Raw genomic sequence first — 23,993 nt, 5'->3', positions numbered from 1 at the left:
CTCCGGCCTCGGTTTTTTTAATGTGTCAGCCACAGTAGACCCCTTCGCTTCATTAGATAAACACAACGGCGCATACCGCCGCGCGCTCCGAGAAGAGCGGCTCGTCCTGCCTTCATCGTCGAAGATAAAAGGCCATGTATTGCGGGACAGACTTATAGGACGCGGACTGCGCGATGGCGATATTTTGTCGCACCGCTGATATACTGTCCAATATCTATCGCGTCTTACTGAAATAGCTTTTACAGATATCGCATGGAGCTGCGTCACATCCGCTACTTTCTCGCGGTCGCCGAGGAGCGCAACGTCACGCGCGCGGCCGAAAGACTGGGCATCGGCCAGCCGCCGCTCAGCCAGCAGATTCATGCGCTCGAAGACGAAATCGGCGTGCGGCTGTTTCGCCGCACCGGCCACGGCGTCGTATTGACCGAGGCGGGCGAGGCCTTCGCCGCCGACGCGCAGCGCATCCTGCACGACACGCGTCTTGCGGTCGAAAAGGCGCAGAGCGCGGGGCGCGGAGAAATCGGGCAATTCAATATCGGCTTTACGGGCTCCGCTGCGTTCAACCCGGTCGTCTCGAAGCTGATTCGCGCTTATCGGCAGGATTATCCGAACGTCACGCTCACGCTTGCCGAGGGCAACACCGCGCAACTGCTTGCCTATCTCGGCGACGGCCGCGTGGATGTCGCCTTCGTGCGCCTCGGCAGCCAGTCGCCGGCGGGCGTGCAGTTCCATCACATCGCCATCGAGCCGATGAGGGTCGTCTTGCCGGCAACGCATCGTCTCGCGAAGAAACGCAGAATCCCGCTGTCCGCTCTGGCCGACGACCCGTTCGTGATGCTGCCGCGAGAGGCGAGTCCGACGCTGCACGATGTCATCGTCGGAGCGTGCCGGGAGGCGGGATTCGAGCCGATCGCCGGGCAACAGGCGCCGCAGCTTTCGTCGGTCGTGAATCTGGTGGCGGCGGAGTTCGGGGTGTCGCTGGTGCCGGCTTCCGTGTGTCAGATACGCGTGGAAGGCGTCGCTTATACCGACGTGCTCGGCAACGCCATTTCGATCCGGCTGTCGCTGGCCTCGCGGATGGAGGCCGCGCCGGCGAAGACGGCGAATTTTCTTCAGAAGGCGTTTGCGTTGGGGGCGTCGATTACGTGAGGGTTCGGCGCTTCGCTTGGGCTCTGGCTATTCGCTAATCGTGGCCGCAGACGTCGCGGCCCGAGGGCGCCGCGCTTCTATCGCCTCCGCTTTGTGCGCGAACGCCTCCACGATCGCGCCGGCCAGTTCGTCGGCGATCTTTGGCGAGGAAGCCCCCGACGCGAACATCGTGAACTCGACATCGGGCAGCACCGGCAAACCGGCATCCGGCGGCATCACACGCAAGCCGTTCACCAGTTGCGTGTGAACTATCGGCGTCACCGCGAAGCCGGCCTGCGCCGCGGCACGCAGACCTGCGACGCTCGAGCCCACGAGCGCAATTCGATACTCGACGCCGCCGCGCGCAAGCGCAGCGAGCGCGGCCTCGCGATAAGGGCACGGTTCGGGAAATAGCGCGAGCGGCACCGGCGCGCCGTGCATCAGCGAACACCATTCCGCTCCCGCCCACACGAGCGGCTCGCGCCACAGCACTTGCCCTGGGCGGCCGCCGTCGCAGCGTCCGCCGATTACGACGTCGAGTTCGCCGTGATCCATCGCGACCAGCAGATCGGCGGGAATGCCGACGCGCACACTGAACGCGATGCGCGGGTAGCGCACGGCGAACGCCTGCATGACGTTCATCAGCCGCACGTTCGACAGGTCTTCCGACAGGCCGACGCGGACTTCGCCTTCGCTCGGCGCACGCGACAGTTGCGCCTGCGCGTCCTGATTGAGCGCGAGGATGGCGCGCGCGTAGCCGAGCAGCAATTCGCCATCGGCGGTGAGCGCGACCGAGCGTGTGGTGCGCGCGAGCAGTTCGCGGCCGATCTGATTCTCGAGGCGCCGCACGTGCGCGCTCACCGCGGACTGCGTCAGATTCAGGCGGGCGGCGGCATGCGTGAAGCCGCCTTCCTTGACGACGGCCACGAATGAACGCAACAAAACGGTATCGAACACGGCGCGTACTCCTCGGTTCAGGATTCAGTGCGATTGCGACTGAATCGGCTCACTATACTTCGTTTAAATTTCGCGTCGAACTATGTTGAGATGGCTGCACCTTAACCCGTGTGGAGCAATCTCATGCCGACTCTGCTGCATGTCGAAGCGTCGCCGCGTAAAAAGCGATCCGCGTCGCTCGAAGTGGCGCGCGTTTATCTGGACACTTACTGGGAGGTTCATCGGGACGCGCGAATCGACGTGCTCGATTTGTGGTCGACCGAACTGCCGGAATTCGACGGCGATGCCCTCGACGCCAAATATGCCGATCTCAGCGGCACGCCGTTCACCGACGGCCAGCAGAAAGCGTGGTCGCAGATCCGCCAACTCGCGCAGCGGTTGCACGACGCGGACACGCTGCTGTTCTCGGTGCCGCTCTGGAATTTCTCGATTCCCTACAAGCTGAAGCACTTTATCGACGTCGTATCGCAGCGAAACGTGCTGTTTTCTTTCGACGAGCGAGGGCTCAACGGGCTGCTCAAAGATAAAAACGCGGTGGTGATTTACGCGCGCGGCCTCGACTATTCGATTGACTCGATCACGCCCGCGCATTCGTTCGATTATCAGCGGCCGTTCATGGAAGCCTGGTTGCGCTCGGTGGGCGTGACGGACGTCGAATCTATCGTTGTCGAGAAGACGCTGTTGGGGCCCGAGGTCGATCATGCGGCGCGGCAGGCTGCCTGCGAGCGGGCGGTTGCGTTGGCGAGGTCGCGGGCTGAGTGTGCTGTGAAGTGAGGTTTGCCGCGTTTTGATGAGGCGTCGCTGAGCGGTCCCGGCGACGCTCGTTCGGCGTGCATGCAGCTTCCGTCACTTTACGTAACAAATGTTACGTTATATCATTCCGTTGACATTGGGCGCGGTCGGGCGATGGCCTGTCGGCATCGGCGATAGTTCGGGTCGCCCAGTGTGAGTCCGGCGGAAATGCGTCTTTGGACTGCAACGTTATAACATTGCACTAGAACGCGCGGCCGACATAAAAAGACAATTCTCGAAAAGACCGTGAACAAAAAACCTCCACGCGCTTCCGTGCGCGCGCTTCGGCTGTCGCCGCTTTCCTTTGGGCTCCTCGCCGCGTTGGCTCATGCGCAGTCCGGCAACGTCAATCCCACGCAGAATTCGACGCAAGCGCCCGGCGGCTCGCTGGCGCCTGTCTTCGTCACCGCGAATCCGTTGGGCGAAACCGACCTGATCGCTCCGGCCACCGCGCTGTACGGCGACGCGCTGACGCGGCGCCAGACGAACTCGCTCGGCGAGACGCTCAACGGCTTGCCTGGCGTCTCGACCACGACATATGGACCGATGGTGGGGCGCCCCATCATCCGCGGCATGGATGGCGACCGCATCCGCATTCTGCAAAACGGCGTGGCCGCGTGGGATGCGTCGTCGCTGTCCTACGATCACGCGGTGCCGCAGGAGCCGTTGACGATCGAGCGCGTCGAGATCGTCCGCGGACCGGCAGCGCTGCTGTATGGCGGCAATGCGATCGGCGGCGTGGTGAACACGATCGACAACCGCATTCCGCGCGAGCCGATCAACGGACTGACGGGCGGCGTCGATGCCAGCTACGGGGGCGCAAACGATGCGCGCGCCGGCGCGGCTCAGGTCGAAGGCGGCAACGGACGCTTCGCGTTCCACGTCGACGCGTTCGATCGCGAGACCAGCAAGGAGCGCATTCCCGGCTTCGCGCACTCGGACCGCCAGCGCGCGCTCGACGGTCCCGATGCCAATGAGGCCTACGGCAGCCTGCCCAACAGCGACGGCCGCTGGCACGGCGGCGCGCTCGGCGGCGCCTATACGTGGGCCGACGGTTACGCGGGCCTGTCGTACAACGGCTTCGAGGCGAACTACGGCTCGGTCGCCGAAGACGACGTGCGTTTGCGCATGCACCAGGACCACGTCGCGTTTGCGTCGGAAGTGCGCAATCTGCGCGGGCCGTTCTCGCAGCTCAAGTTCGATTTCGGCTACACGGACTACGAGCACAAGGAGATCGACAACGGCGAGACCAGCACCACGTTCCGCAATCACGGCTACGAGGCGCGGATCGAGGCGCGTCATCGCAAGATCGGTCCGTTCGAAGGCGCGATCGGCGTTCAGCTCAGCCAGAACACGTTTTCCGCGTTAGGCGACGAGGCGCTCGTTCCGACGACGCAAACAACCAACGTCGCGCTCTTCGGCCTCGAAGAATGGAACGTGACCGACGCGTTCAAGCTGAGCGCGGGCGCGCGTTACGAGCACGTCAAACAGCAGCCGACGGCAGCCGGCAACGACAAGTTCGCAAGCGCTCACGACCGGGATTTCAATGCGGTCAGTGCGTCGCTCGGCGCGCTCTACAAGCTGACGTCGCTCTGGTCCGTGGCGGGCAATGTCGCCTATACGGAGCGCGCGCCGGCGCTCTATGAGCTGTATGCAAACGGTCCGCACGACGCGACCGGTCAGTATCTGATCGGCAACCCGGATGCGCAGAAAGAAAAGGCCGTGTCGACCGACCTGTCGCTGCGTTTTGCGAGCGGTCCGAACAAGGGCAGCGTCGGCGTGTTTTACAGCCGCTTCAAGAACTATCTGACCGAGTTCAACACAGGGCGCCTCGTGGACGACTCCGACCAGGTCGTCGCGCCCGGCACCGACGATGCGTTGAACGAAGCCGTCTATCGTGGCGTTCGGGCGGAGTTCTACGGCATCGAACTCGACGGCAAGTGGCGCGTGTTTCAGAAGGGCGCGCATCAGGTGGACGTGGAACTCACCGGCGACTACACGCATGCGCGCAACATGGACAACGATCAGCCGCTGCCGCGCATTTCGCCGTTGCGTGCGACGCTCGCGGTCGACTACGGCTACGGGCCGTTCGGCGCACGTGCCGAACTTGAACACGCATGGGGACAGCACCGCGTACCGGAGAACGATCTGCCGACAGCCAGCTATACGAAGCTCGGCTTGCTCGTCACCTACAAGTTCCGCGTCGGCGCGACGGACTGGCTCGCCTATCTTCGCGGCGACAACCTGACGAACCAGGACATCCGCTATGCAAGCTCGGTGGTCCGGGACATTGCGCCCGAGGGCGGCCGAAGCGTGATGGTCGGACTGCGCACGAGGTTCTGAGCCGCGCGTCGATTCGATCAAACGCGGCGCTTTTTCCACGCGTAGTCCGGTGGCGGATCGGCGACGCCCGGCCGTCCCACCGAATTCGGATTCTCCGAGCACAGCGTGACGAAAGACACGGACTCGCCGCGCGACTGACGGCGTCGCAACGTTTCGGTGAACGCCAACGCGTCCGCCATCGCATCGGCGGGAAACGACGCGCAGCGCGGCACGATGCCGTCGTCTATGGTCTCCGACCAATAGACCATGTAGACCGGCTTCACGGAGCAGGCGACTGACTGCCGGGCGTACCCACGCCGGGTATATCGCGCACCGGCTGCTGGTCCGGCTCGAGATCCGTTTCCGGGAGCGACTCGGGCGTGCGGGCAGGCGGCGTACCGCGACTGACTTCGGACTGCTGGGGATCGGGTTTGTTGGGCGCGGGTGTTTCGCTCATCGGTGGCTCCTTGCAGTGCTGCGATTGAAGTGAGGCTGTCCTATGCGCAGCATCGGCTATGCCGACGCTCGGCCAACCGGCCCGCCGAGCGCGCGGACATCGTCCGCGAATCGCGCTTTCTCAGTTATTACAACGGCTTGTAAATTCCACGCCGGCAACGCAATGCGCGCGGCGCCTTTACAATTCAGCACTTCAATCCGACAGACGAACATGCGCGATGAGATACCACTTTGCATTGACCTTGGCCTTCACCTTTGCGACGGCCGTCGCAGCGAGTGCGGCCGCTAACGCGCAAACGCCCGCGAGCGGCGAGACGGGCGCGCTGCAATGTGCGATCGGAAAAGTGACAGGCGTCGGCGGCTCGGAGCAGAGCGTGCGCGAATACCTTGCGACGCCCGGGCGCGATCAGTATCGCTACCTCGCCGATCATCCGATTCAATGCCGGATCTCCGACGAAGGCCGCGCGTCCGCGTGTACCGGCATTACGACGCTTCGCCGCGAACAGGTGAGCGTGTACGACCAGATCGACAGCTCGTTGACCTCCGTGGTTGCGCGCGTCGACCTGGATCACGGCACGTATCCTGTGCTGATCGTCGTGCCGAGCAAGGACGTGCAGTGCCAGGAGTGAGTGGCCAGAGTGCGCCGCATTTCGTCGCCGGCAACATGCTGACGGGAGAGCTTACCTGAAGGCCGGGTTATTCGCTCAGCTCAGCGACGAGACGCGACAGACGATCGAGGCGCTTGTGGTACATCGGCGCCTGGGGAGAGCTCTTCAGATGTTCGATGCGGTCACGCCAATAGGTCGGCGGAAAAGGCTTTTGCGATGCCCATGCGATCACGCGCTCCAGGTGAAGGAGCTCGTTTTCCAGAATGTGGTGATGCATTGTGAACCCCCGTGGGTGGCCAGCCTTGGTCTATTCGCGGCGTCGCTAACGGTCTGACGCTGCGTGGACTGCTCGTGCAGCTTGCTCTTTGCGACTACTGCAAAGGACGAGCCGCCGTTGCTGCTCCCGCAGGCGCAGGCAACGGCGGCCAGACCAACCCCGCAGCGGATCGTCTGGTACATAGCCAAAAGATTTTCCGCCATTCAGTGCGTTGCAACTCGAGCTGCTTCTCTGTGGAAGCATGCCCTCGCGATGTTTCGACACTGTCACTGCTACAGCACAGCCCTCTCTCAATCTGATGCCGACAATCTGTTGTCGTCGGCGGAATTGGCGCATCGACACTCGTTCGTATAACTAACCGAATCATCGCGATCATGTGCGGCGATCGCTCGGTTAGCAGCGGCGCGACGCAATCTTGTCTGGTCTCTCAGGCGCCCTGCATTTCGGACGAATTCGTTTGCATTTCGTTGGGCTCAAGGCCACGAGCATTTGTATAAGCAATGACCGTGCCATTCGCCGATACGGCTGTGCGTAGGGCATCGGCGAAATTCGCTCGATGATTCTGGTCAAACCCGTCCAGGTACAGCCCTAAAAGTGGACGTTTTCGTCCAGGTGGCCATGCAAGGGGCGTGGAGCGGCGATTTCGTCCGTTAGGATCGAAAGGCGAGGGCGCGATGGAGGCAGAGCGAAGCCGAAAACGGCCACAGAAGCGGCCACGGCCACGGCGGGGACATCCGGCGGGGCGACGAAGCGCCGCGCCGGACCAACTGGAAAGAACTGGAATAAACAGACGCGAGACCTACGACGCCAAGCTGACCTTGCTGTAAGTCAGCCGGCTCGGGCGCAACTGCATGCGCACCAGCGAGACGAGGAAGCTGAAGCCCGCCTGATTCGGATCGATGACCGGCACGAAGCCGCCCATTTCGTCGCTCAACATTCGTGAGACGCGGCTCGCGACGTCCACGAAACCGGTGCAGCCGAGCAGAATGGATTGCGCGCCGTCCTCCTTGATCGCCTTCAGCGCGGCTTCGAAGGTGCGGATGATGACGACGTCGATATCCTCCAGTTGCGCGACCGGGCAATTGATCGCGCGAATCGACGCGAACGTATCCTCGATGCCATAGGTCTGCGGATGAGCGCGCTGCATCGCCAGCGTGCTTTGCAGGATCGTGACGATCGAGAAGCGCTGGCTGAGCGCGAGCGCCGTGAACGCCGAAGCCGGAAAGCCGCCGATGATCGGAATGTCGATCACCTCACGCGCGGCTTCCACGCCGCACATATCGAAGTCGGTCAGCCAGATGCCGTCGAAGCCGTCGTTGGCGATGGCTTGCGCAAGCTCGACTACGGGCATGCCGTTTTGCAGCCAGTTAGTGCGGTTCTCGATGTCGGGATGCCCTTCGGCGATGTTGCGAATCTCGACATGCACGTCCGGCGGCACGACCGGCGCAATGGCCTTCATGATGCGGTCGTTGTATTGCGACGTGGCGACCGGCACGAGCACGCAGATGCGAATGGGCGAGTTCAAGATGCCTCTCCGTTGCGCGCGGATTGCAGCGACTGCAGTGCTTCAAGCGGCACATACGGGCCGAGGTAGTTGAGCGAGTTCAGCAACTGCATGAAGCTGTCGAGAATCAGCCCCGGCTTGCGCAGTTCGGCTTCGGCGCGCCAGGCGATCAACGTCACGGGACGCTTGCCGATCGCCGGATTCAGCGAGCCATCGGCGTTCACGAGATCGCCGTTGCTGAACACAGATTGACCTTCCCCGCCGACGTAATACGCGACGCTATCGGGCGCGAGCACGATCGGCTGCGGACGTTCGCTGTCCCATACGAGCAGCGACTCGTTCTGATACATCACCGTGTAGGTACGCTGCCCGGCCTGAATGCGGATCTTGCCGACGTCGAAGCCGCCGCTCGTGTCCACTTCCGCGGAAACCAGTTCACCCGGCTCCGACACAGCGCGCGCCGCAAGGCCGCAATATTCGACGAGATAGTCGGTCATTTGCCGCGCACTGCCGATTCCTCCCGCGTGCAACGCGCGCCCGAGTTTGAGCGCGCGTGTCAGCGTGCCGCGGATCGGCGTCGCGCGGCCGATGTCGGCCGGTTTCATGACCCACATCGCGAGTCCGCCGAACTGCCCGAATTCCGGATCGGCGACAACGGGACGCATCATCTGCTCGACAATCGCTGACACGTCGCGCTGATGAGTCGGCGCACCCGCATTGCCGCTGCGCGGCGTCACGTCGAGTTCGACGCACAGGCCGCCCTGGCTCACGAGGAACGCCGGCCGCGGGTCGATCTCCGCGGCGGCGAAGGTGAGCATCGGCAAAGAAGGCACAGCGCGGCCCGCGCCGTCGGCGTCGATCACCGCGAGGCCCAGTTTTGCCGCCACCAGCGCGGCCACGGTGAAGCCGAGCGCGCCGCTTTCCGGCGGCATGACGTAGGCGAGCTTCGTCGATTGCGACGCAAGCCGCGCCTGCACGTTCTGCACGGCCGTCACCGGACCCAGCGGATAGGTCGCCGAATTGATCGCTTCGGGCGCGCCGAGATAGGCGACCATGACGGCCGCGCCCTCGGTGGCTTCTTCAACGGACACGACCTTCACCGTGTCGCTCGCGTAGTAGTCGCCGGCGACGAAATGCGCGGCCAGATGCCGCGCGGATTCGATCGTGCCGCCCCCGCCACTCCCGAAAAAAGCCGCGCCCAATAGCAGCGGCTCCAGATCTTCCCGGCGTAGGTCAAATGCCATTGACGATTCCTTTAGTGTAGTTATCGAAAGAACTCTGTTGCTGAAGTTCGGCAAGCAGTTTGGCCGCGCCCGTGACGCGCGGCGTGGCGTCCGCGGGCAACGAACGCAAGCCGCGCTCAAGCGTCTCGATCGCTTCCGGCACGCGATCAGTCGAGCGCAGCAGATCCGCGAGGTAGTGCGCCGCGTCCACGCGCGCGGGCACCGAGCCGAACGCGAGCGCCGTCGATAGCGCGGTGCGCAGGCCCAGTTCCGCCGCGTTCACATCGCCGAGCGCCCATTGCGCGCGTGCGCGCGTGACCAGCAGCTTGCCGAGATAGACGCGCTCCTGACGAGCGAGCGTTTCGTCGATCGCGGCTGCGAGCATTGCTTCGGATTCCTTTGCACGTCCGGCACGCAGCAGCAATTCCCCGTGATGCCACGCCTTGAACGAATAGAACAGCGCGCCGCCATTGCAGACGACGTGATTATCGTAGCCGTCGAGCATGATCGTTTCCGCTTCGTCGGTTTGACCGAGCGCGCTCAGATGACAGGCACGCAGCACCTGGCCGACGCCGCGATAGAACGCAAAGCCGTAGGCGATCGACACCGATTCCAGTTCGCTCGCGAGCCGGCCGAGCCGCTCGACGTCGTCGAACAGCGCGGCGAGCCACGCGGCGCCCTGCAGATTGACGACGTGAGCGAGCGCGTGCACGCCCGGCTCCGACGCCCGCAGAATCAGCATCTCCATCGCGCGGCGTGCCTGCGCGAAGGCGCCGATCTGATACGCGGCGAGTCCTTCGAAAGTCAGCGCGAGACTCGCGAGGTCGATGCCTTGCGAGCCGGTGCGCACGTCGTTGCGTCCCACGCCGAGCAGATTGCCGCGCGCAAGACACGCAAGCGCTTCCTCGCTGTCGCCGAGCCAGAACAGCGTGTTGGTCATCGCGACGTGCGCTTCGTCGAGCGAGACGCGGTCGCCGCCGTTTTGCGCGCGCTCCAGCATGTTCTGCGCGGTCGCGCGCGCCTGCTTCAGTTCGAGCGTGGTCAACTGCGTGGTCCAGATGCCGAACTGGATCGCGGCGATTTCCGCGGGCGTGCAAACGCCTTCGCCGATCGCGAGCGCCGCGGCGTAGCACGCGGTGGCTTCCGCATACAGCCAGCCGTGCACGCTGCGCAAACTCATCCCAAGCAGGCGATACGCGTCGAACTGCAAGCGGCGCACGGCGCCCTGTTCGTTCGGTGTTTGCAGCACATCGAGGCAGCGGCGCAGCGGTGGAATCGCTTCGGCGAATTTCGATTCCTCGATCAGCGCTCTCGCATGTTCGAGGCATTTGCGCGCTTCGCGGTGATGCTCCTCGCGCGACTTCAGACGCCGTTCGATAGTCTTGCGGCCCACGCCGAGCAATGTCGCCGCCGCGCTCTTGTTGCCGCTCGTGCGTTCGAGCGCGCGGTCGATCAGCAAATCTTCAGCGGCGCCGAGCTTGTCGCGGCCTTCGAGTTGCAACAGCATGTCCGCGAGACTCGCGCGCGACACCGGCCCGCTCGCCTCGTTGGCGAGAAACGGCTCGAGCGTATCTACGTCGATCTGCGTGGTTTCGGCAAGCACGCTCAACTGGCTGATGAGATTGCGCAATTGCCGGATATGACCCGGCCACGGATGTTGCGAAAGACGCCGCAGCGCGGTCGGAGAAAACTCGAGGCGGCGCGTGTGCTGTGAAGCGAAGTGGTTGACGAGCGCGGGAATGTCTTCGACGCGCTGTTCCAGTCCGGGCACCGCGAGGACGAACACCGCGAGCCGGTAGAACAGATCCTCGCGAAAGAGTCCCTCGCGTGCGAGCTCGCGCAGGTCGCGATGCGTTGCGGCCACCACGCGTCCGCCGAAGTGAAGGTTGGTGGTCGATCCAAGCGGACGGAAAGTGCGCGTCTCCAGCACGCGCAGCAGTTTCGGTTGGAGCGCGAGCGGCAACTCGCCAATTTCATCGAGCAGCAGCGTGCCTTTGCCGACTTGCTGCAACAGCCCCTGGCGATTTTCGCCCGCGCCGGTGAACGCGCCTTTGACGTGCCCGAATAGTTCGGCTTCGACGAGATGCTCGGGAATCGCGCCGCAATTGACATCGACGAAGGGTTGATCCTGGCGCTGGCTGTGCGCGTGAACACGGCGTGCCACGAGTTCCTTGCCGGAACCGGTCGGCCCGAAAATCAGCAGCGGATGATCGGTGGGCGCGACGCGATCGATCATTCGGACCAGTTGGCGAAACGCCGGCGCGCCGCCCACGAAGGAGCCGGATGCGGCTTTGTCGTGAGCGAACGGAACGACAGGGCTATAACTCATTTAACAAGTACGCTCCACATGATCCGCGTGCGGCGCTACGCGGAGAGTGCCGTCAAGCGACGGCGGTCATGCATCGATCTGGTGTCTGGCGAAACTTCCGATTCCGCTGTCGGAATGTTCCGCCCCAAGGAGAGACAGAGTATGACGGCTTGCTATCGATGTTGTCTTTCGAAATTAATCCTTGTGCCGGTGGACTTGCGCGTGTCGTCACAACGTCTCGCGGCGCTGACGTAAAGCGCCGCGCATGTTGGATCGCGAGTTGAAATTCTGCATATCGGACGAGTTACAGCGGCTCGCTGCAAGCGCGCCAACGTGGCTTGTATGCATGACGGATATAACGGCGGCGCGGCGACGATTCTTTAGGAGCTGGACGGAATTGCGCAAAGATAGCCGCTTGCGTGGCCGAGGTACGAGGCGAGAGCGTTTGAGCAGTCACTGCGACGCTTCGGTTTGCGTTAAACCGCGTCGGGCCTGCCGCCGAAATGTGACGAGCGGGCGATGTTTCATCGCCACGCTCAAGGGGATGTTGAACGGTCGCATGCGGCGGCCGCCGTGCGATGTTGCCGCTTACGGTCCGACTCGCAGAACCACGCCGGTGGACAACTGCACCATCAGGTAGTCGCCGCCGATGCCGACCCACGAATAACCGCGCGGCGGCGGCGCGAGCCGATACCCGCGCCAGTCGTCGATAACATACTGACGGTCGCGGTATTCGGGAGGCAGCCGATCACCCTTGCGCCAATGTCCGGGCGCGTTCGCCGAGTTGCCAGGACCGTCGGGGCGGTGTCCCGGCGGCATCGGCTTATGGCCGTGGCTGTCGTAGCTATCGTGACCCTTCGGTCCCTTGCCGTGCTTCGGTCCCTGCCCGTGATCTCCGCCGTGGCCGGGGTTGTCGTGCGGCGGCTGTGCAAGCGCGAGCGGCGATGCGAGCATACCCGCGGCCATCATCGACACGAGCAATAGACGGGATTTGTTCATTAGTTCGTTCCTGTGAAAACGTTTGCTAAGGGCTAACGACGGGTTAACGAAGCGCCGGAACCACCGCGTTGGCATCCGCGATACGGACAATGCCGCGCGCCCAAAATTCCTTTGGAAAACTTGCGCGCTTTATTGTGGCGTATTGTGGATTATTAGCTCGTGCTGATTGCGACGCCGTGAGCGTGGCTATTCGAGCTTTGCGCTTCGAGTTCGTCCAGTTGGAGCAGAAGGACGTCGATAGAACGCAATTGCGCATTGGTCAGGTGCTGAGAATCGAGCAGTTGATGAAGCCGCTCGCGCCAGTAGGCGGCCGGCAGAATGGGCCCCGCGAGATCTCCGGCCATTGATGCACTCATGACTCGCGCAAGATGCGCGATCTCCAGGTCGATTAGCGTGTGCATGCCTCACCTCGCAACGTTCGTTCTTGTTGTGTAACCAAGAGCTACTAAACCTTAGTCCAAATGCGGCAAATAACCAATTTGATCGGCTATTAACCACGCCGCTAAAGCGCGGATGCTACGTTTTAGCTCACTCAGAAAGCATGATATGCGAGCCGCGAGTCCCAGTCTCACCCGTTATGACAAAGAATGTCAAATCGGCCGAAGTTACCGTCCGTTTCAAATTGGCCGATCTCTTTTACGTAGAGTTTCCATATCCTTCAGGGCACAACAACGATGATGGAGGAATCGCCAATGAAAACCGTGTTTAAAACGCCGACGTGCGTGCTTGAATTTCCGCTCGTCGCGCAAGCCCTTCGCCGGGGAACCTCATGAAAAAAATCCTTTGCCTGTTTGCTGCAAGCGCCGCGCTGTTGAGCGGCTGTGCGCTTTATGTGCCCGATTCGCCGGGCGTGGTCGTCGTGCCGCAAGGCCATCCTCAGGGCGGTCCGGGCAATGGTTTCTGTCCACCGGGACAGGCGAAGAAGGGGAACTGCTGATCGTGAGGGAGTCGGGCCGCGTGCATCAGCGGCTTTGCGCGTTGTACGCGGCGGCTTCCTCGAGCAGCCATGTCCTGAACAGTTCCAGTGGTTTGCCGTGACTGAGCTCGGTTGGATAGACCAGGTAGTACGCGGATTCTTCGACCGCCGTAGCGGCGAACGGAATCACCAGACCCAACTGCGTCAGTTGTTCGTCGACGAAAAATTTGGGCACCAGCGCGATGCCGAGCCCTGCGGCGGCGGCGCTGATCAGCATCGAATGCAGTTCGTAGCGCACGCCCTGCATCGTGGCGTTGTCTTCGACGCCGAGATTGGCGAACCAGCGTGACCAGGCATCGGGGCGCGTGGTGGAATGCAGCAGCGGATAATTCAGCAGTTCGTGCGGCTTGCGGATGCGCTTTGCAAGCAGCGACGGCGCACACACCGGCACGACTTCCTCGCCGAACAGATAGTCCGACGACGTGCCCGGCCACGTCGGCTTGCCATAGTGAATGGCGGCTTCGAAATGCGACTCCTCGAAAGAGAACAGGTCGGTGCGAATGCCCATGTTGATTCGAACGTCCGGATTGCGGTCGTTGAAATCCTTCATTCGCGGAATCAGCCATTGCGACGCGAACGTGGGAAGCACCGCGAGTTCGAGGTAGCCGCCGCCGCTGCCGTGCGCAATGATGGACAGCGTGTCGCGATCCAGATTCTCCAGCGCGCGGCGCACCTGTGTGCCATATAGACGTCCGGCGCGAGTGAGCATCACGCGCTGCTTCGAGCGAACGAAAAGACGCACGCCGAGATTCGATTCGAGCGTCGCGATCTGCCGTGAGATCGCGCTCTCCGTGAGAAACAGTTCCTTTGCCGCATGAGTGAAGCTTTCGTGCCGCGCGGCGGCTTCGAAGGCGAGCAGCGCACTCATGTTGGGAATCTTGAACTTGCGCATGTTAGTTCCGAAAAGTCATCAAGTGACAATTTAATCTCGCTTTACGAGGTGCGCAACAGTTTGAATAATGCGGTTCACGTATGTCGGGCTAGCCCGTAGTGAGAGAAAAACCAATGCGCAATTCGAACGTCGAACGCCTGTTATTGAAGCTGCTGGGTCCGGAAAAAACGGAGTCGCTGTTTACGACGCTGACATTCCCAACCGCACTGAGCGACTGGGAAGACGGCACAGTCACGCGCGCCGAACTCGCCCAGGCCATGAACATGGCGCTGTTCGAAGATCTGCTCGAGCGTTCGCCGAATGGCCGCGCTTACACGAACGAGGCAATCGCGAACGGCGGTTCCGTCTACTTCGATCACGGCGCATTGCGCACGGTGCGTTGGGACAACAACGGCGCATTGCCTCCAGGCGAGGCGGCGTTTACCCGCATCCTCCGGCCGCTTGGCTTCAAGCTGAATGGCCGTTATCCGCTCGACAAACTGGGCATGACCGGCCGCGCGTACGCGCACGAAGATGCACCGGACGAAATCGCGCAGTTCTTCGTGAGCGAGTTGCATCCCGAACGCTTCTCCGCGGAATTCCAGCAGGCGGTGACGAATGTCGTGAGTTCGTCGAAAGATCCGTTGACGCCGCTCGCCGTTTCGCAGCTTTGGGAGCTCGAGCGCGAAGGCTCGCTTCCTATGGACGCGGCTCACAAGCTGCTGCCGGTGATTGTCGGCGCGTTTGCGCGTCAGCACGATGTGCCGAACGAGGCGGACTACGAAGTGCTGTTGCGCGAATCGGCGGAAATGGCATGGATTTCAACCGAAGGCAATGCGTTCAATCACGCGACGGATCGCGTCGAAGACGTCTTCACGCTTTCGGACGAAGAGAAGAACAAGGGCCGGCCGATGAAGCCGGAGGTCGAGCGTTCGCGCTCCGGCCGCGTGTTTCAGACGGCCTATCGCGCCGATACGGTCGAGCGTCAGTTCAGGTCCGTCGGCGGCAAGCTCGTCACGCGCGATGTTCCGGGTTCGTTCTACGAGTTCATCACGCGTAAGCGCACGTTCGATCAGGCATCGCGTAGCTGGGTAACCGATCTGCGTTTCGATGCCGGCAACGCACAAGGCATTTTCAAAATGACCGCGAACGCGGCGCAGTAGAGTGGATAATGCGCTGAACGAAACGGTCGAGGGAGCGATGAGCGACGCACCCGCAAATGCATCAAAGCCCGCCGCGCCGTTGCCGGCCGCACCGTTCGTCGCAAGCACGCGCCTGCTCGAACACGTCCAGGCCGATCTGCGCGCCGCGCTGCGAGGCGAAGTGCGCTTCGACGCGGGCTCGAAAGCGTTGTATGCATCGGATGCGTCGAACTATCGGCAGATTCCGTTGGGCGCCGTCGTGCCCGCGGACGTGGACGATCTCGTCGCAGCACTCGAAGTCTGCCGCCGCAACGACGTGCCGTTTCTGACGCGCGGCGGCGGCACGTCGCAAAACGGGCAGTGCGTAAACGTCGCGGTCGTGGCCGACACGAGCAAGTATGTGAATCGCGTCGTCAGCGTCGATCCGCAAGGCAGAACGGCGATCGTCGAGCCGGGCGTGATCTGCGACACGCTGCGCGATGCGGCCGAGGAACACGGCCTCACGTTTGCGCCGGACCCTGCCACGCACAGCCGTTGCACGCTCGGCGGAATGATCGCGAACAACTCATGCGGCGCACACTCGGTAATGGGCGGCAAGACCGTCGAGAATATCGAGGCATTGGAGATCGCGACGTATGACGGCGCCCGCTTCTGGGTCGGCCCGACCAGCGACGCGGAACTGGACGAGATCATCGCGACAGGCGGACGCCAAGGCGAAATCTACGCGAAGTTGCGCGACTTGCGCGACCGCTACGCCGAGCGCATCCGCGGCGAATTTCCGCAAATCAGACGCCGCGTGTCCGGCTTCAATCTCGATCAGTTGCTGCCGGAAAACGGCTTTAACGTCGCGCGTGCGCTCGTGGGCACCGAGGGCACCTGTGCGGTGACGTTGCAAGCGAAGGTGCGTCTCGTGCATAGCCCGGCGTGCCGTGTGCTGCTCGTGCTCGGTTTCAACGACATCTATACCGCCGCCGATGCCGTCCCGCACTTCAACCGTTTTTCGCCGATCGCGATTGAAGGACTCGACCGCGCGATCATTCGCGGCTTGCAGGCGCGCGGTTTAAAGAGCGACGAAATCGCGCTGCTGCCGGATGGCGACGCATGGGTCGTGCTCGAATTCGGTTCGGACACGGTTGCCGACGCGCTCACGCAAGCGAACGACGCGGCTGCGTACTTCAAGTCAGGCGCGGCGGGCGCGGATATCAGCGGGCTTGTCGTCGAAGACAAGCACAAGCAGCAGAAGATCTGGTCGATACGCGAGACGGGCGCGTCGGCGGTCGCTTTGTCGATCGATCCGTCGAAGCCCGACCCGATTGTCGGCTGGGAAGATGCGGCAGTCGATCCGCTGCGGCTCGGCGATTATCTGCGCAAGTTTCAGGCGCTCGTGGACCGCTTCGGTTACGAGACGTGCCTGTATGGTCACTTCGGCGACGGCTGCGTGCATGCGCGCATCACGTTCGATATTCGTACCGCCGAAGGCGTCGGCAAATGGCGAAGCTTTCTGCGCGAGGCGGCGCAACTGGTGGTCGATTTCGGCGGCTCGCTGTCGGGCGAACATGGCGACGGCCAGGCCAAGGCCGAGTTTCTGCCCATCATGTATGGACCCGAAATCTTGCAGGCGATGCAGGAATTCAAGGCGATCTGGGACCCGCTCAATCGCATGAATCCCGGCAAGGTGGTTCATGCGTATCGCGCCGATGAAAACCTTCGCATGGGTCCCGCTTATAAGCCGGTCACGCTGACAACGAAGCTCACGTTCGCGAGTCGCGAGGGCGACGGCATGCAGCGCGCGGTGGAACGCTGCATCGGCATGGGTAAGTGCCGTTCGCTCGACGGCGGCACGATGTGCCCGAGTTTTCGCGCGACGCGCGAGGAGAAGTTTTCGACGCGTGGCCGCGCGCATCTGTTCTGGGAAATGCTTCAGGGCGAAGTAATCGAGGACGGCTGGAACAGCACCGAGGTAAAAGAGGCGCTCGACACCTGCCTCGCGTGCAAGGGCTGCAAATCCGATTGTCCGACGCATACCGACATGGCCTCGTACAAGGCCGAATTTCTGTCGCATTACTACGAGCGGCATCGTCGGCCGCGTCAGGCGATGTTCATGGGCCGCATCGGTCAGTGGGCGCCGCTTGCGAGCCGCTTTGCGCGCGTGACCAATTTGATGACGTCGGCGAAACCGCTGGCTCATATCGGCAAGTGGATCGCGGGCGTGGCTCGCGAGCGGCATCTGCCGGTCTTTGCACCGCGCACGTTCCGCGCTACCGAGGCGCGTCGCGTGAAGGTCGGCAGCGCCGCGGCAAATGAGCCTTCACGCAAGGTCATTTTGTGGGTCGACACGTTCAACGACCACTTCTCGCCCGAGATCGCGACGGCCGCAGTCGAGGTGTTGACGCGCATCGGCTATCACGTTGTATTGCCGCGCAAGCGCCTTTGCTGCGGCCGGCCGTTGTACGACTATGGGCTGCTGGACGAAGCGCGCACTCTGCTCCGCAGCGCCGTGAATGAACTTGCCGACGACATCAAAGCCGGTGTGCCGGTAGTCGGACTCGAACCCGGATGCCTGTCCATCTTCAAGGACGAACTACTCAAGCAGCTTCCCGACGACCCTGTTGCAAAGAGGCTGTCGGACCAGACGTTTCTGTTCGCCGACTTTGTCGCGCGCGCTGATTTCGAATGGCCAAAGCTCGACGCGGATGTCGTCGTGCATGGACATTGCCATCAGAAGTCGATCTTCGGCATGAAGGGCGACACGGCATTGCTCGACAAGCTGGGCGCGCGCTGGACGCTGCTCGACACGGGCTGTTGCGGCATGGCCGGTTCGTTCGGTTTCAGTGCCGACCACTACGAACTGTCGATGAAAATCGCCGAAGACAAGCTCTTGCCGCTCGTGCGCAACGCTCACGCTGAAGCGATTGTCGTGACGAACGGCTTTAGTTGTCGGGAGCAGATCGAGCAGGGAGCGGGCCGACAAACGCTGCATATCGCGCAGTTGGTCATGAAGGCACTCGAACAGATGCCGCAGACGGCGCCATTTCCGATCAGAAATGACGGCTCGCAACCCGCGCACGCCGCGCAACCCACGCCGCACGCTTAGTGTTGCCGCCTAAAACCGGGGCGTGTATAGTTTCCGAACGTACCAAAATTTCGTATTGGAAATTCAAAGAGGTCTCAATCGTGAAAGCATCGACAATTCTCTCCGAACTTGGCATTTCCCATCTCGCGGAAGCGGGCGACATCGCCGTTCACTCGCCGATCAATGGCGAACTCATCGGCCGCGTCGCGAGCAACACGGTTGCCGACGTCGACGCCGCGCTGGCTAACGCGCAGAAGGCTTATGCAAGCTGGCGCAGCGTGCCCGCGCCGCGCCGCGGAGAGTTGGTGCGCCTGCTCGGCAACAAACTGCGCGAGCAGAAGCATGCGCTCGGCAGCATCATCACGCTCGAGACCGGCAAGATTCTTCAGGAAGGCCTCGGTGAAGTGCAGGAAATGATCGACATCTGCGACTTCGCGGTCGGCCTGTCGCGTCAGCTTTACGGCCTCACCATCGCGTCCGAGCGCCCGGGGCATCGCATGGCTGAAACGTGGCATCCAATGGGCGTGTGCACCGTCATTTCCGCGTTCAATTTTCCGGCGGCCGTGTGGTCGTGGAATGCGGCGCTTGCACTCGTGTGCGGCAATGCGGTGATCTGGAAGCCGTCCGAGAAAACGCCGCTCACCGCGCTTGCCGTCGACAAAATCCTGCAAGACGCGTTGAAGGAATTCGGCGATGCGCCGGAAGGCCTGACGCGCGTCGTCAATGGCGGCCGCGATGTCGGCGCGAAACTGGTTGCGGACCCGCGCTCGAATATCGTCAGCGCGACGGGCAGCACGGAAATGGGCCGCACCGTCGGCGTCGAAGTGGCGCGCCGCTTCGGCCGCTCGATTCTCGAGCTCGGCGGCAATAACGCAGGCATCGTCTCGGGCACCGCCGATCTGGAACTGGCGCTGCGCGGCATCGTCTTTTCGGCGGTCGGCACGGCAGGTCAGCGCTGTACGTCGCTGCGCCGCCTGTTCGTTCACGAAAGCGTGTACGACAAGGCCGTCGAGCGACTGAAGACGCTCTATAGCAAAGTCGTGATCGGCAATCCGCTGGAGCAGGGTGTGCTGATGGGACCGTTGATCGACGAGCAGTCGTTCAACCGCATGCAGGCCGCGCTGGAACAGGCGAAGAGCGAAGGCGGCAAGGTATTCGGCGGCGAGCGTCACGCGGTGGCCGGCAATGAGAAGGCGTTCTATGTGCGCCCCGCCATTGTCGAGATGCCTTCGCAAACGCCGATCGTGCTGAAGGAAACCTTCGCGCCGATTCTTTACGTGCTGAAGTACAGCGACTTCAACGACGCGATCGACGGCAATAACGCAGCCGTGCACGGCCTTTCTTCGTGCGTGTTCACTACAGACCTGCGCGAAGCCGAGCGATTCCTGTCGGCGTCGGGCAGCGACTGCGGTATTGCGAACGTGAACATCGGACCGAGCGGCGCGGAAATCGGCGGCGCGTTCGGCGGCGAAAAGGAAACCGGCGGCGGGCGCGAATCGGGCTCCGACTCGTGGAAGGCGTATATGCGCCGCGCGACCAACACGGTCAACTATTCGTCGGCACTGCCGCTTGCCCAGGGCATCGACTTCAATATCGGTTAAGCGGGTTTCTTTGAATATAACGGCCGTTGCGAGACGGCCGTTTTTTTAAGCCGGCCCCGCTTTTGCGGGTCTGTCGAGCAAGGTCGATTATTCTGCGTCGGCTGGCGGTTTTTAAATCGCCTCGCCGTGTGCAATCGGGAGCAAGTCTTGAGTTCTCAAGTCGTTATTGTCGGCGGCGGCGTTATCGGTAGTTCTATCGCTTACTTCCTGCGCGCTTCCGATCCGACGGTTTCGGTGACGGTGATCGAGCGCGATCCGAGTTATGCGAGGTCGTCGTCGGCGTTATCGGCCGCTTCGATCCGGCAGCAGTTTTCCACGCCGCTATCGATTCAGATGTCGCTGTACGGCATCGAATTTCTGCGCAATATCGGCGAGCTTCTCGAAGTGGACGGGAATAGGCCGTCGATCGATCTGCATGAAGGCGGCTATCTGTTTCTCGCGACGCCCGCCGGCGATGCAACGCTGCGCGAGAATCACGCGTTGCAGACGAGCCTTGGCGCGGACATCAATCTGATGGACCGGCAAACGCTGAAGGCGAGATTCCCGTGGCTGAATGTCGAAGATCTCGTGTCGGGTGCATTCGGCGAAAGCGGCGAAGGATGGTTCGACGGCTACGGGCTCGTGCAGGCGCTTCGCAAGAAAGCGCAGTCGCTCGGCGCGCGCTATGTCGCGGCCGACGTAACAGGCGTGGTTCGCGAGGGCCGCAAGATTACTCACGTAATCGCCGGCAACGGCGAGCGCTATCCATGCGATACGGTAGTGAATGCCGCCGGCGCGTGGGCGCGCAAGATCGCCGGCATGATGGACATCGACATTCCGGTGTTCGCGCGCCGCCGCAGCATTTTCAACGTGTCGTCGCCGGCGCGGCTCGAAGCTTGTCCGCTGCTGATCGACCCGACTGGCGTGTACTTCCGCCCTGAAGGAAAGACCTATATTTGCGGCACATCGCCGGGCGCGGATAACGACCCGGACGATCTGCCGCTCGACGAAGTCGATCACGCGCTTTTCGACGACGTCATCTGGCCGACGCTCGCGCATCGCGTACCGGAGTTCGAGGCGCTGCGTGTCGAGAACTGCTGGTCGGGCTACTACGAGTACAACGTGTTCGACCATAACGCGATCATCGGCTATCACCCGCAGATCGAAAACTGTGTGTTTGCCAATGGCTATAGCGGACATGGTCTTCAGCAAGGTCCGGCGACGGGGCGCGGTGTGAGCGAGCTGATTCTGAACGGACGCTATGTGTCGCTCGATCTCTCTTCGTTGAGTTGGCAGCGCTTGCTGGAAAACCGTCCTATTGTGGAAAAGAACGTGGTGTAGCGCGCGTTTTATCCACGTAGTCTGATCGCCCGCTTCGAGCCCATCACAACATGTACGAATTCACCGCGCCTTTCCAGAATCCCTCGGGCTCTCCGATTCGCGAACTGTTCAAGTATCTCGGCGAGCCCGGCATGATTTCGTTTGCCGGCGGCTATCCCGCAAGCGATCTGTTCGATGTAGACGGTCTAAAGCAAGCAGCGGCCCGCGCGTATCACGACCCGAACCTGTGTCTTCAATACGGACCCACCGACGGGCTACCCTTACTCAAGCACCAACTCATCCAGTTGATGGCGCGCCGCAATGTATCGTGCGAGCCGAACGAGATGCTGGTCACAACCGGATCGCAACAAGGACTCGACCTGTTGCTTCGCGTGCTGGTGAGTCCTGGCGATGTCGTGTTGACCGAGCAGCCTGCATATCCGGCGACGCTTCAGGCACTTCGGCTTCAGCAGGCAAAAATCGTTACGGTTCCCGTCGATGCGCACGGCCTCGACGTCGCCCGTCTCGCCACGCTTCTTGCGTCCGGTACGTTCGCGCGACCGAAGCTGCTCTACACAGTGCCCACGTTTGCGAACCCCACAGGCGCAACGATTACGCGCGAGCGCCGCATCGCATTGCTGAAGCTGGCGGTGCAGTACCGGTTCCTTATCGTCGAAGACGATCCATACGGCGACCTGCGTTTTTCCGGCGAAGCCGTGCCCTCAATCCTTTCTCTTGCGTCCGAAGTCGACGGCGCGCGTGACTGGGTCGTTCATTTCGCGAGCCTCTCGAAGATCGTTGCGCCCGGCCTGCGTGTAGGCTGGACGATTGCACCCGCGGAAATCACGCGCCGTTGCGTGATCGCCAAGCAGACAGTCGACCTTTGCAGCGCGCCGTGGACGCAAGCCATCGCCGCCGAATACCTCGCCGACGGCGCGCTCGAACGGCATCTGCCGCGCATTACCGCAATGTACGGACGCAAATGCGAGGCGCTATGCAACGCACTGCACGCACAACTCGGCGATGCGCTCGAGTTTCATCGGCCCGAAGGCGGCATGTTTGTGTGGGCGCGTTTGAGTGAGAGCGGCAACGGCATCGACGCGTCCGCGCTTCTTCAACGTGCGATCGGCAACAAGGTGATGTTCGTGCCAGGCAAGGCGTTTTTCGCGGACAACGTCGACGCTGCGTCGCTGCGCCTGTCGTTTGCAGCGCCGGGTATTGCCGACATCGAAGAAGGCGTAGCGCGGCTCAAGCGCGCATATGGCGAGGTAGTGGCGGGCGGTGCTTAGCCGGCCGCGCGCGTAGCCGCCGGCCCCGACGACTCTCTCACATGCAGCAGCGCGCGCACTTCATGGCTGCGTTGCGGCCGCTTGCCGTCGAGCGCGTCGAGCAGATGTTGCGCGGTGAGCTGTCCGATTTCATAGGTGTCCACACGCATTGTCGTGAGCGTCGGCCGAATCGCTTTGGATATTTCGAGGTCGTCGAAGCCCGTCACCGAGAGTTCATCGGGAATCGCAATGCCAAGTTCTTGCGCTTCACGCAGCACGCCGAGCGCGATGTGATCGTTGCCGCAGATGATCGCAGTCGGACGTTCGCATGGCGCTTCCCAGATGGCGCGCAGACTGCGGCGCCCGAATGCAATGGTGGATTCGCCTTCGCACATGTGTTCCGGCCGCACCGCGAGGCCGTGGCGTTCGAGCGTCGCGCGAATGCCGGCGACGCGCGCCTGCACGCGGTCGTTGTCGCGCGTCGGTTGGATGCACACAGCGAACGAGCGATGACCGAGGCCAATCAGATGCTCGGTCATCTGCACATAGGCGGCGAAATTATCGAAACCGATGCAAACGTGCGGGCTTTCCTTGCGATACGCGTACGTCACCGCATACGGCACGCGGTAGAGCCGCAACGCGTCGAAGAGTTCGGGTGGATGCGCTTCGCCGACCACGGCCATCGCCTCGGCGCCGCGCGCGAGCATCGCCCGCACCTGCACGAGCGCCTGCGCGGGATCGTAGTTCGAGCAGCCGAGCACGAGCGTAATGCCGCGCGCCGCGAACGCGGCCTGCATGCCGCTCACCTGCGACGCGAACACCTGATCGTCGAGCGTGGGAATGATGATGCCGGCAATGTGGCTGCGCGTTGACGCGAGCGCGCGGCCGGCGGCGTTGGGAAACCAGTTGAGCGTGACGGCGGCCTGCTCGACGCGCTCGCGCACGGCGGCGGATACTTTCTCGGGCTCGTTATAGACACGCGATACGGTCGCCGTCGAAACGCCCGCGAGCTTCGCGACGTCCGACAGCACCGTGCGGCCCGTGCCGCGGCGCACGCGGTTCGTCTGGGTTCGGGCAGTGGAAGCAGGTGACTCGGGCGTGTCGGACATGAGTTCGAAAAGCAAACGCGAAGCGGGAAGCCTGCCATCTTACCGCCGCGCTTCGCACAGCGTAATCGCGGCGATGGAAC

General features: G+C 62.5%; 22 protein-coding genes. 11 read left to right on the top strand and 11 right to left on the bottom strand.

The features are described 5' to 3' along the window. The coding region (locus tag P0D87_RS30040; protein WP_408637104.1) for a hypothetical protein at nt 1-199 on the top strand (199 nt) is incomplete at its 5' end. A gap of 53 nt (nt 200-252) precedes the next feature. Further along, on the top strand, nt 253-1,149 hold the full coding sequence (locus P0D87_RS30035) for a LysR family transcriptional regulator (protein ID WP_029971530.1): 897 nt from the start codon (nt 253-255) through the stop codon (nt 1,147-1,149). Nucleotides 1,150-1,176: 27 nt separating this feature from the next. Here P0D87_RS30035 and P0D87_RS30030 read toward each other — a convergent pair whose 3' ends face one another. Beyond that, nucleotides 1,177-2,085: a LysR family transcriptional regulator gene (locus P0D87_RS30030; protein WP_053859656.1), complete on the bottom strand. Its 909-nt coding sequence runs from the start codon at nt 2,083-2,085 to the stop codon at nt 1,177-1,179. A 123-nt stretch (nt 2,086-2,208) separates the two neighbouring features. On the opposite strand from P0D87_RS30030, the gene P0D87_RS30025 reads away from it, so the two are divergent. Further along, a complete protein-coding gene (locus P0D87_RS30025; protein ID WP_006047677.1) occupies nt 2,209-2,859 on the top strand; it encodes an FMN-dependent NADH-azoreductase in 651 nt (216 codons plus the stop codon). A gap of 264 nt (nt 2,860-3,123) precedes the next feature. After that, on the top strand, nt 3,124-5,220 hold the full coding sequence (locus P0D87_RS30020; RefSeq protein WP_053859655.1) for a TonB-dependent receptor: 2,097 nt from the start codon (nt 3,124-3,126) through the stop codon (nt 5,218-5,220). A gap of 17 nt (nt 5,221-5,237) precedes the next feature. Here the strand turns inward: P0D87_RS30020 and P0D87_RS30015 are convergent, their stop codons facing one another. After that, a complete protein-coding gene (locus tag P0D87_RS30015; RefSeq protein WP_006047679.1) occupies nt 5,238-5,468 on the bottom strand; it encodes a hypothetical protein in 231 nt (76 codons plus the stop codon). Between the two features lie 11 nt (nt 5,469-5,479). After that, nucleotides 5,480-5,656: a hypothetical protein gene (locus P0D87_RS30010; RefSeq protein ID WP_006047680.1), complete on the bottom strand. Its 177-nt coding sequence runs from the start codon at nt 5,654-5,656 to the stop codon at nt 5,480-5,482. 217 nt (nt 5,657-5,873) lie between these two features. Here P0D87_RS30010 and P0D87_RS30005 point away from each other — a divergent pair, with 217 nt between their 5' ends. Then, on the top strand, nt 5,874-6,284 hold the full coding sequence (locus P0D87_RS30005) for a hypothetical protein (RefSeq protein ID WP_006047681.1): 411 nt from the start codon (nt 5,874-5,876) through the stop codon (nt 6,282-6,284). A 67-nt stretch (nt 6,285-6,351) separates the two neighbouring features. Here the strand turns inward: P0D87_RS30005 and P0D87_RS30000 are convergent, their stop codons facing one another. The 6 genes from P0D87_RS30000 to P0D87_RS29975 all read right to left on the bottom strand — a co-directional run bounded on the left by P0D87_RS30000 (nt 6,352) and on the right by P0D87_RS29975 (nt 12,975). Further along, nucleotides 6,352-6,540, bottom strand: coding sequence for a hypothetical protein (locus P0D87_RS30000; RefSeq protein WP_006047682.1), 189 nt, complete (start codon nt 6,538-6,540; stop codon nt 6,352-6,354). 799 nt (nt 6,541-7,339) lie between these two features. Further along, complete coding sequence (locus P0D87_RS29995; protein WP_053859654.1) at nt 7,340-8,065, bottom strand: aspartate/glutamate racemase family protein; 726 nt, start codon at nt 8,063-8,065, stop codon at nt 7,340-7,342. Then, a complete protein-coding gene (locus tag P0D87_RS29990) occupies nt 8,062-9,288 on the bottom strand; it encodes a DUF917 domain-containing protein (protein ID WP_053859653.1) in 1,227 nt (408 codons plus the stop codon). Before P0D87_RS29990 ends, P0D87_RS29995 begins: the two co-directional genes overlap by 4 nt. After that, nucleotides 9,278-11,596, bottom strand: a complete 2,319-nt coding sequence (locus P0D87_RS29985; protein ID WP_006047685.1) for a sigma-54-dependent transcriptional regulator — start codon at nt 11,594-11,596, stop codon at nt 9,278-9,280. The genes P0D87_RS29990 and P0D87_RS29985 overlap by 11 nt, the downstream gene beginning before the upstream one ends. Before the next feature lie 567 nt (nt 11,597-12,163). Further along, on the bottom strand, nt 12,164-12,574 hold the full coding sequence (locus P0D87_RS29980) for an RcnB family protein (protein WP_053859652.1): 411 nt from the start codon (nt 12,572-12,574) through the stop codon (nt 12,164-12,166). 152 nt (nt 12,575-12,726) lie between these two features. After that, on the bottom strand, nt 12,727-12,975 hold the full coding sequence (locus P0D87_RS29975; protein WP_006047687.1) for a hypothetical protein: 249 nt from the start codon (nt 12,973-12,975) through the stop codon (nt 12,727-12,729). Between the two features lie 368 nt (nt 12,976-13,343). Between P0D87_RS29975 and P0D87_RS29970 the strand changes: the two genes are divergently transcribed. Then, nucleotides 13,344-13,511 carry a YajG family lipoprotein gene (locus tag P0D87_RS29970; RefSeq protein ID WP_107710921.1) on the top strand — a complete coding sequence of 56 codons (168 nt, stop codon included), beginning with the start codon at nt 13,344-13,346 and terminating at the stop codon, nt 13,509-13,511. 25 nt (nt 13,512-13,536) lie between these two features. Here the strand turns inward: P0D87_RS29970 and P0D87_RS29965 are convergent, their stop codons facing one another. After that, the gene (locus P0D87_RS29965; RefSeq protein ID WP_006047689.1) at nt 13,537-14,442 is read right to left on the bottom strand and encodes a LysR family transcriptional regulator; all 906 of its coding nucleotides are present in this window, start codon (nt 14,440-14,442) and stop codon (nt 13,537-13,539) included. A 113-nt stretch (nt 14,443-14,555) separates the two neighbouring features. Between P0D87_RS29965 and P0D87_RS29960 the strand changes: the two genes are divergently transcribed. The 5 genes from P0D87_RS29960 (at nt 14,556) to P0D87_RS29940 (ending at nt 22,825) form a co-directional block, all read left to right on the top strand. Beyond that, nucleotides 14,556-15,584: a DUF1338 domain-containing protein gene (locus P0D87_RS29960; RefSeq protein WP_029971541.1), complete on the top strand. Its 1,029-nt coding sequence runs from the start codon at nt 14,556-14,558 to the stop codon at nt 15,582-15,584. A 37-nt stretch (nt 15,585-15,621) separates the two neighbouring features. Next, the gene (locus P0D87_RS29955) at nt 15,622-18,657 is read left to right on the top strand and encodes an FAD-binding and (Fe-S)-binding domain-containing protein (protein ID WP_053860777.1); all 3,036 of its coding nucleotides are present in this window, start codon (nt 15,622-15,624) and stop codon (nt 18,655-18,657) included. 80 nt (nt 18,658-18,737) lie between these two features. Beyond that, on the top strand, nt 18,738-20,237 hold the full coding sequence (gene amaB, locus P0D87_RS29950; RefSeq protein WP_053859651.1) for an L-piperidine-6-carboxylate dehydrogenase: 1,500 nt from the start codon (nt 18,738-18,740) through the stop codon (nt 20,235-20,237). A 147-nt stretch (nt 20,238-20,384) separates the two neighbouring features. Further along, a complete protein-coding gene (locus P0D87_RS29945; protein WP_053859650.1) occupies nt 20,385-21,557 on the top strand; it encodes an NAD(P)/FAD-dependent oxidoreductase in 1,173 nt (390 codons plus the stop codon). Between the two features lie 50 nt (nt 21,558-21,607). Next, nucleotides 21,608-22,825: an aminotransferase-like domain-containing protein gene (locus P0D87_RS29940; protein ID WP_053859649.1), complete on the top strand. Its 1,218-nt coding sequence runs from the start codon at nt 21,608-21,610 to the stop codon at nt 22,823-22,825. Here P0D87_RS29940 and P0D87_RS29935 read toward each other — a convergent pair. Then, on the bottom strand, nt 22,822-23,913 hold the full coding sequence (locus P0D87_RS29935) for a LacI family DNA-binding transcriptional regulator (RefSeq protein WP_006047695.1): 1,092 nt from the start codon (nt 23,911-23,913) through the stop codon (nt 22,822-22,824). The two genes, P0D87_RS29940 and P0D87_RS29935, sit on opposite strands and share 4 nt — an antisense overlap. Between the last annotated feature and the right edge of the window lie 80 nt (nt 23,914-23,993).

Origin of the sequence: Paraburkholderia sp. RL17-368-BIF-A (assembly GCF_046054045.1) — a bacterium.
Classification (GTDB): Bacteria; Pseudomonadota; Gammaproteobacteria; order Burkholderiales; family Burkholderiaceae; genus Paraburkholderia; species Paraburkholderia graminis.
Note: the sequence above shows the minus strand (reverse complement) of the source record. Positions and strands in the feature narration are given on the sequence as shown.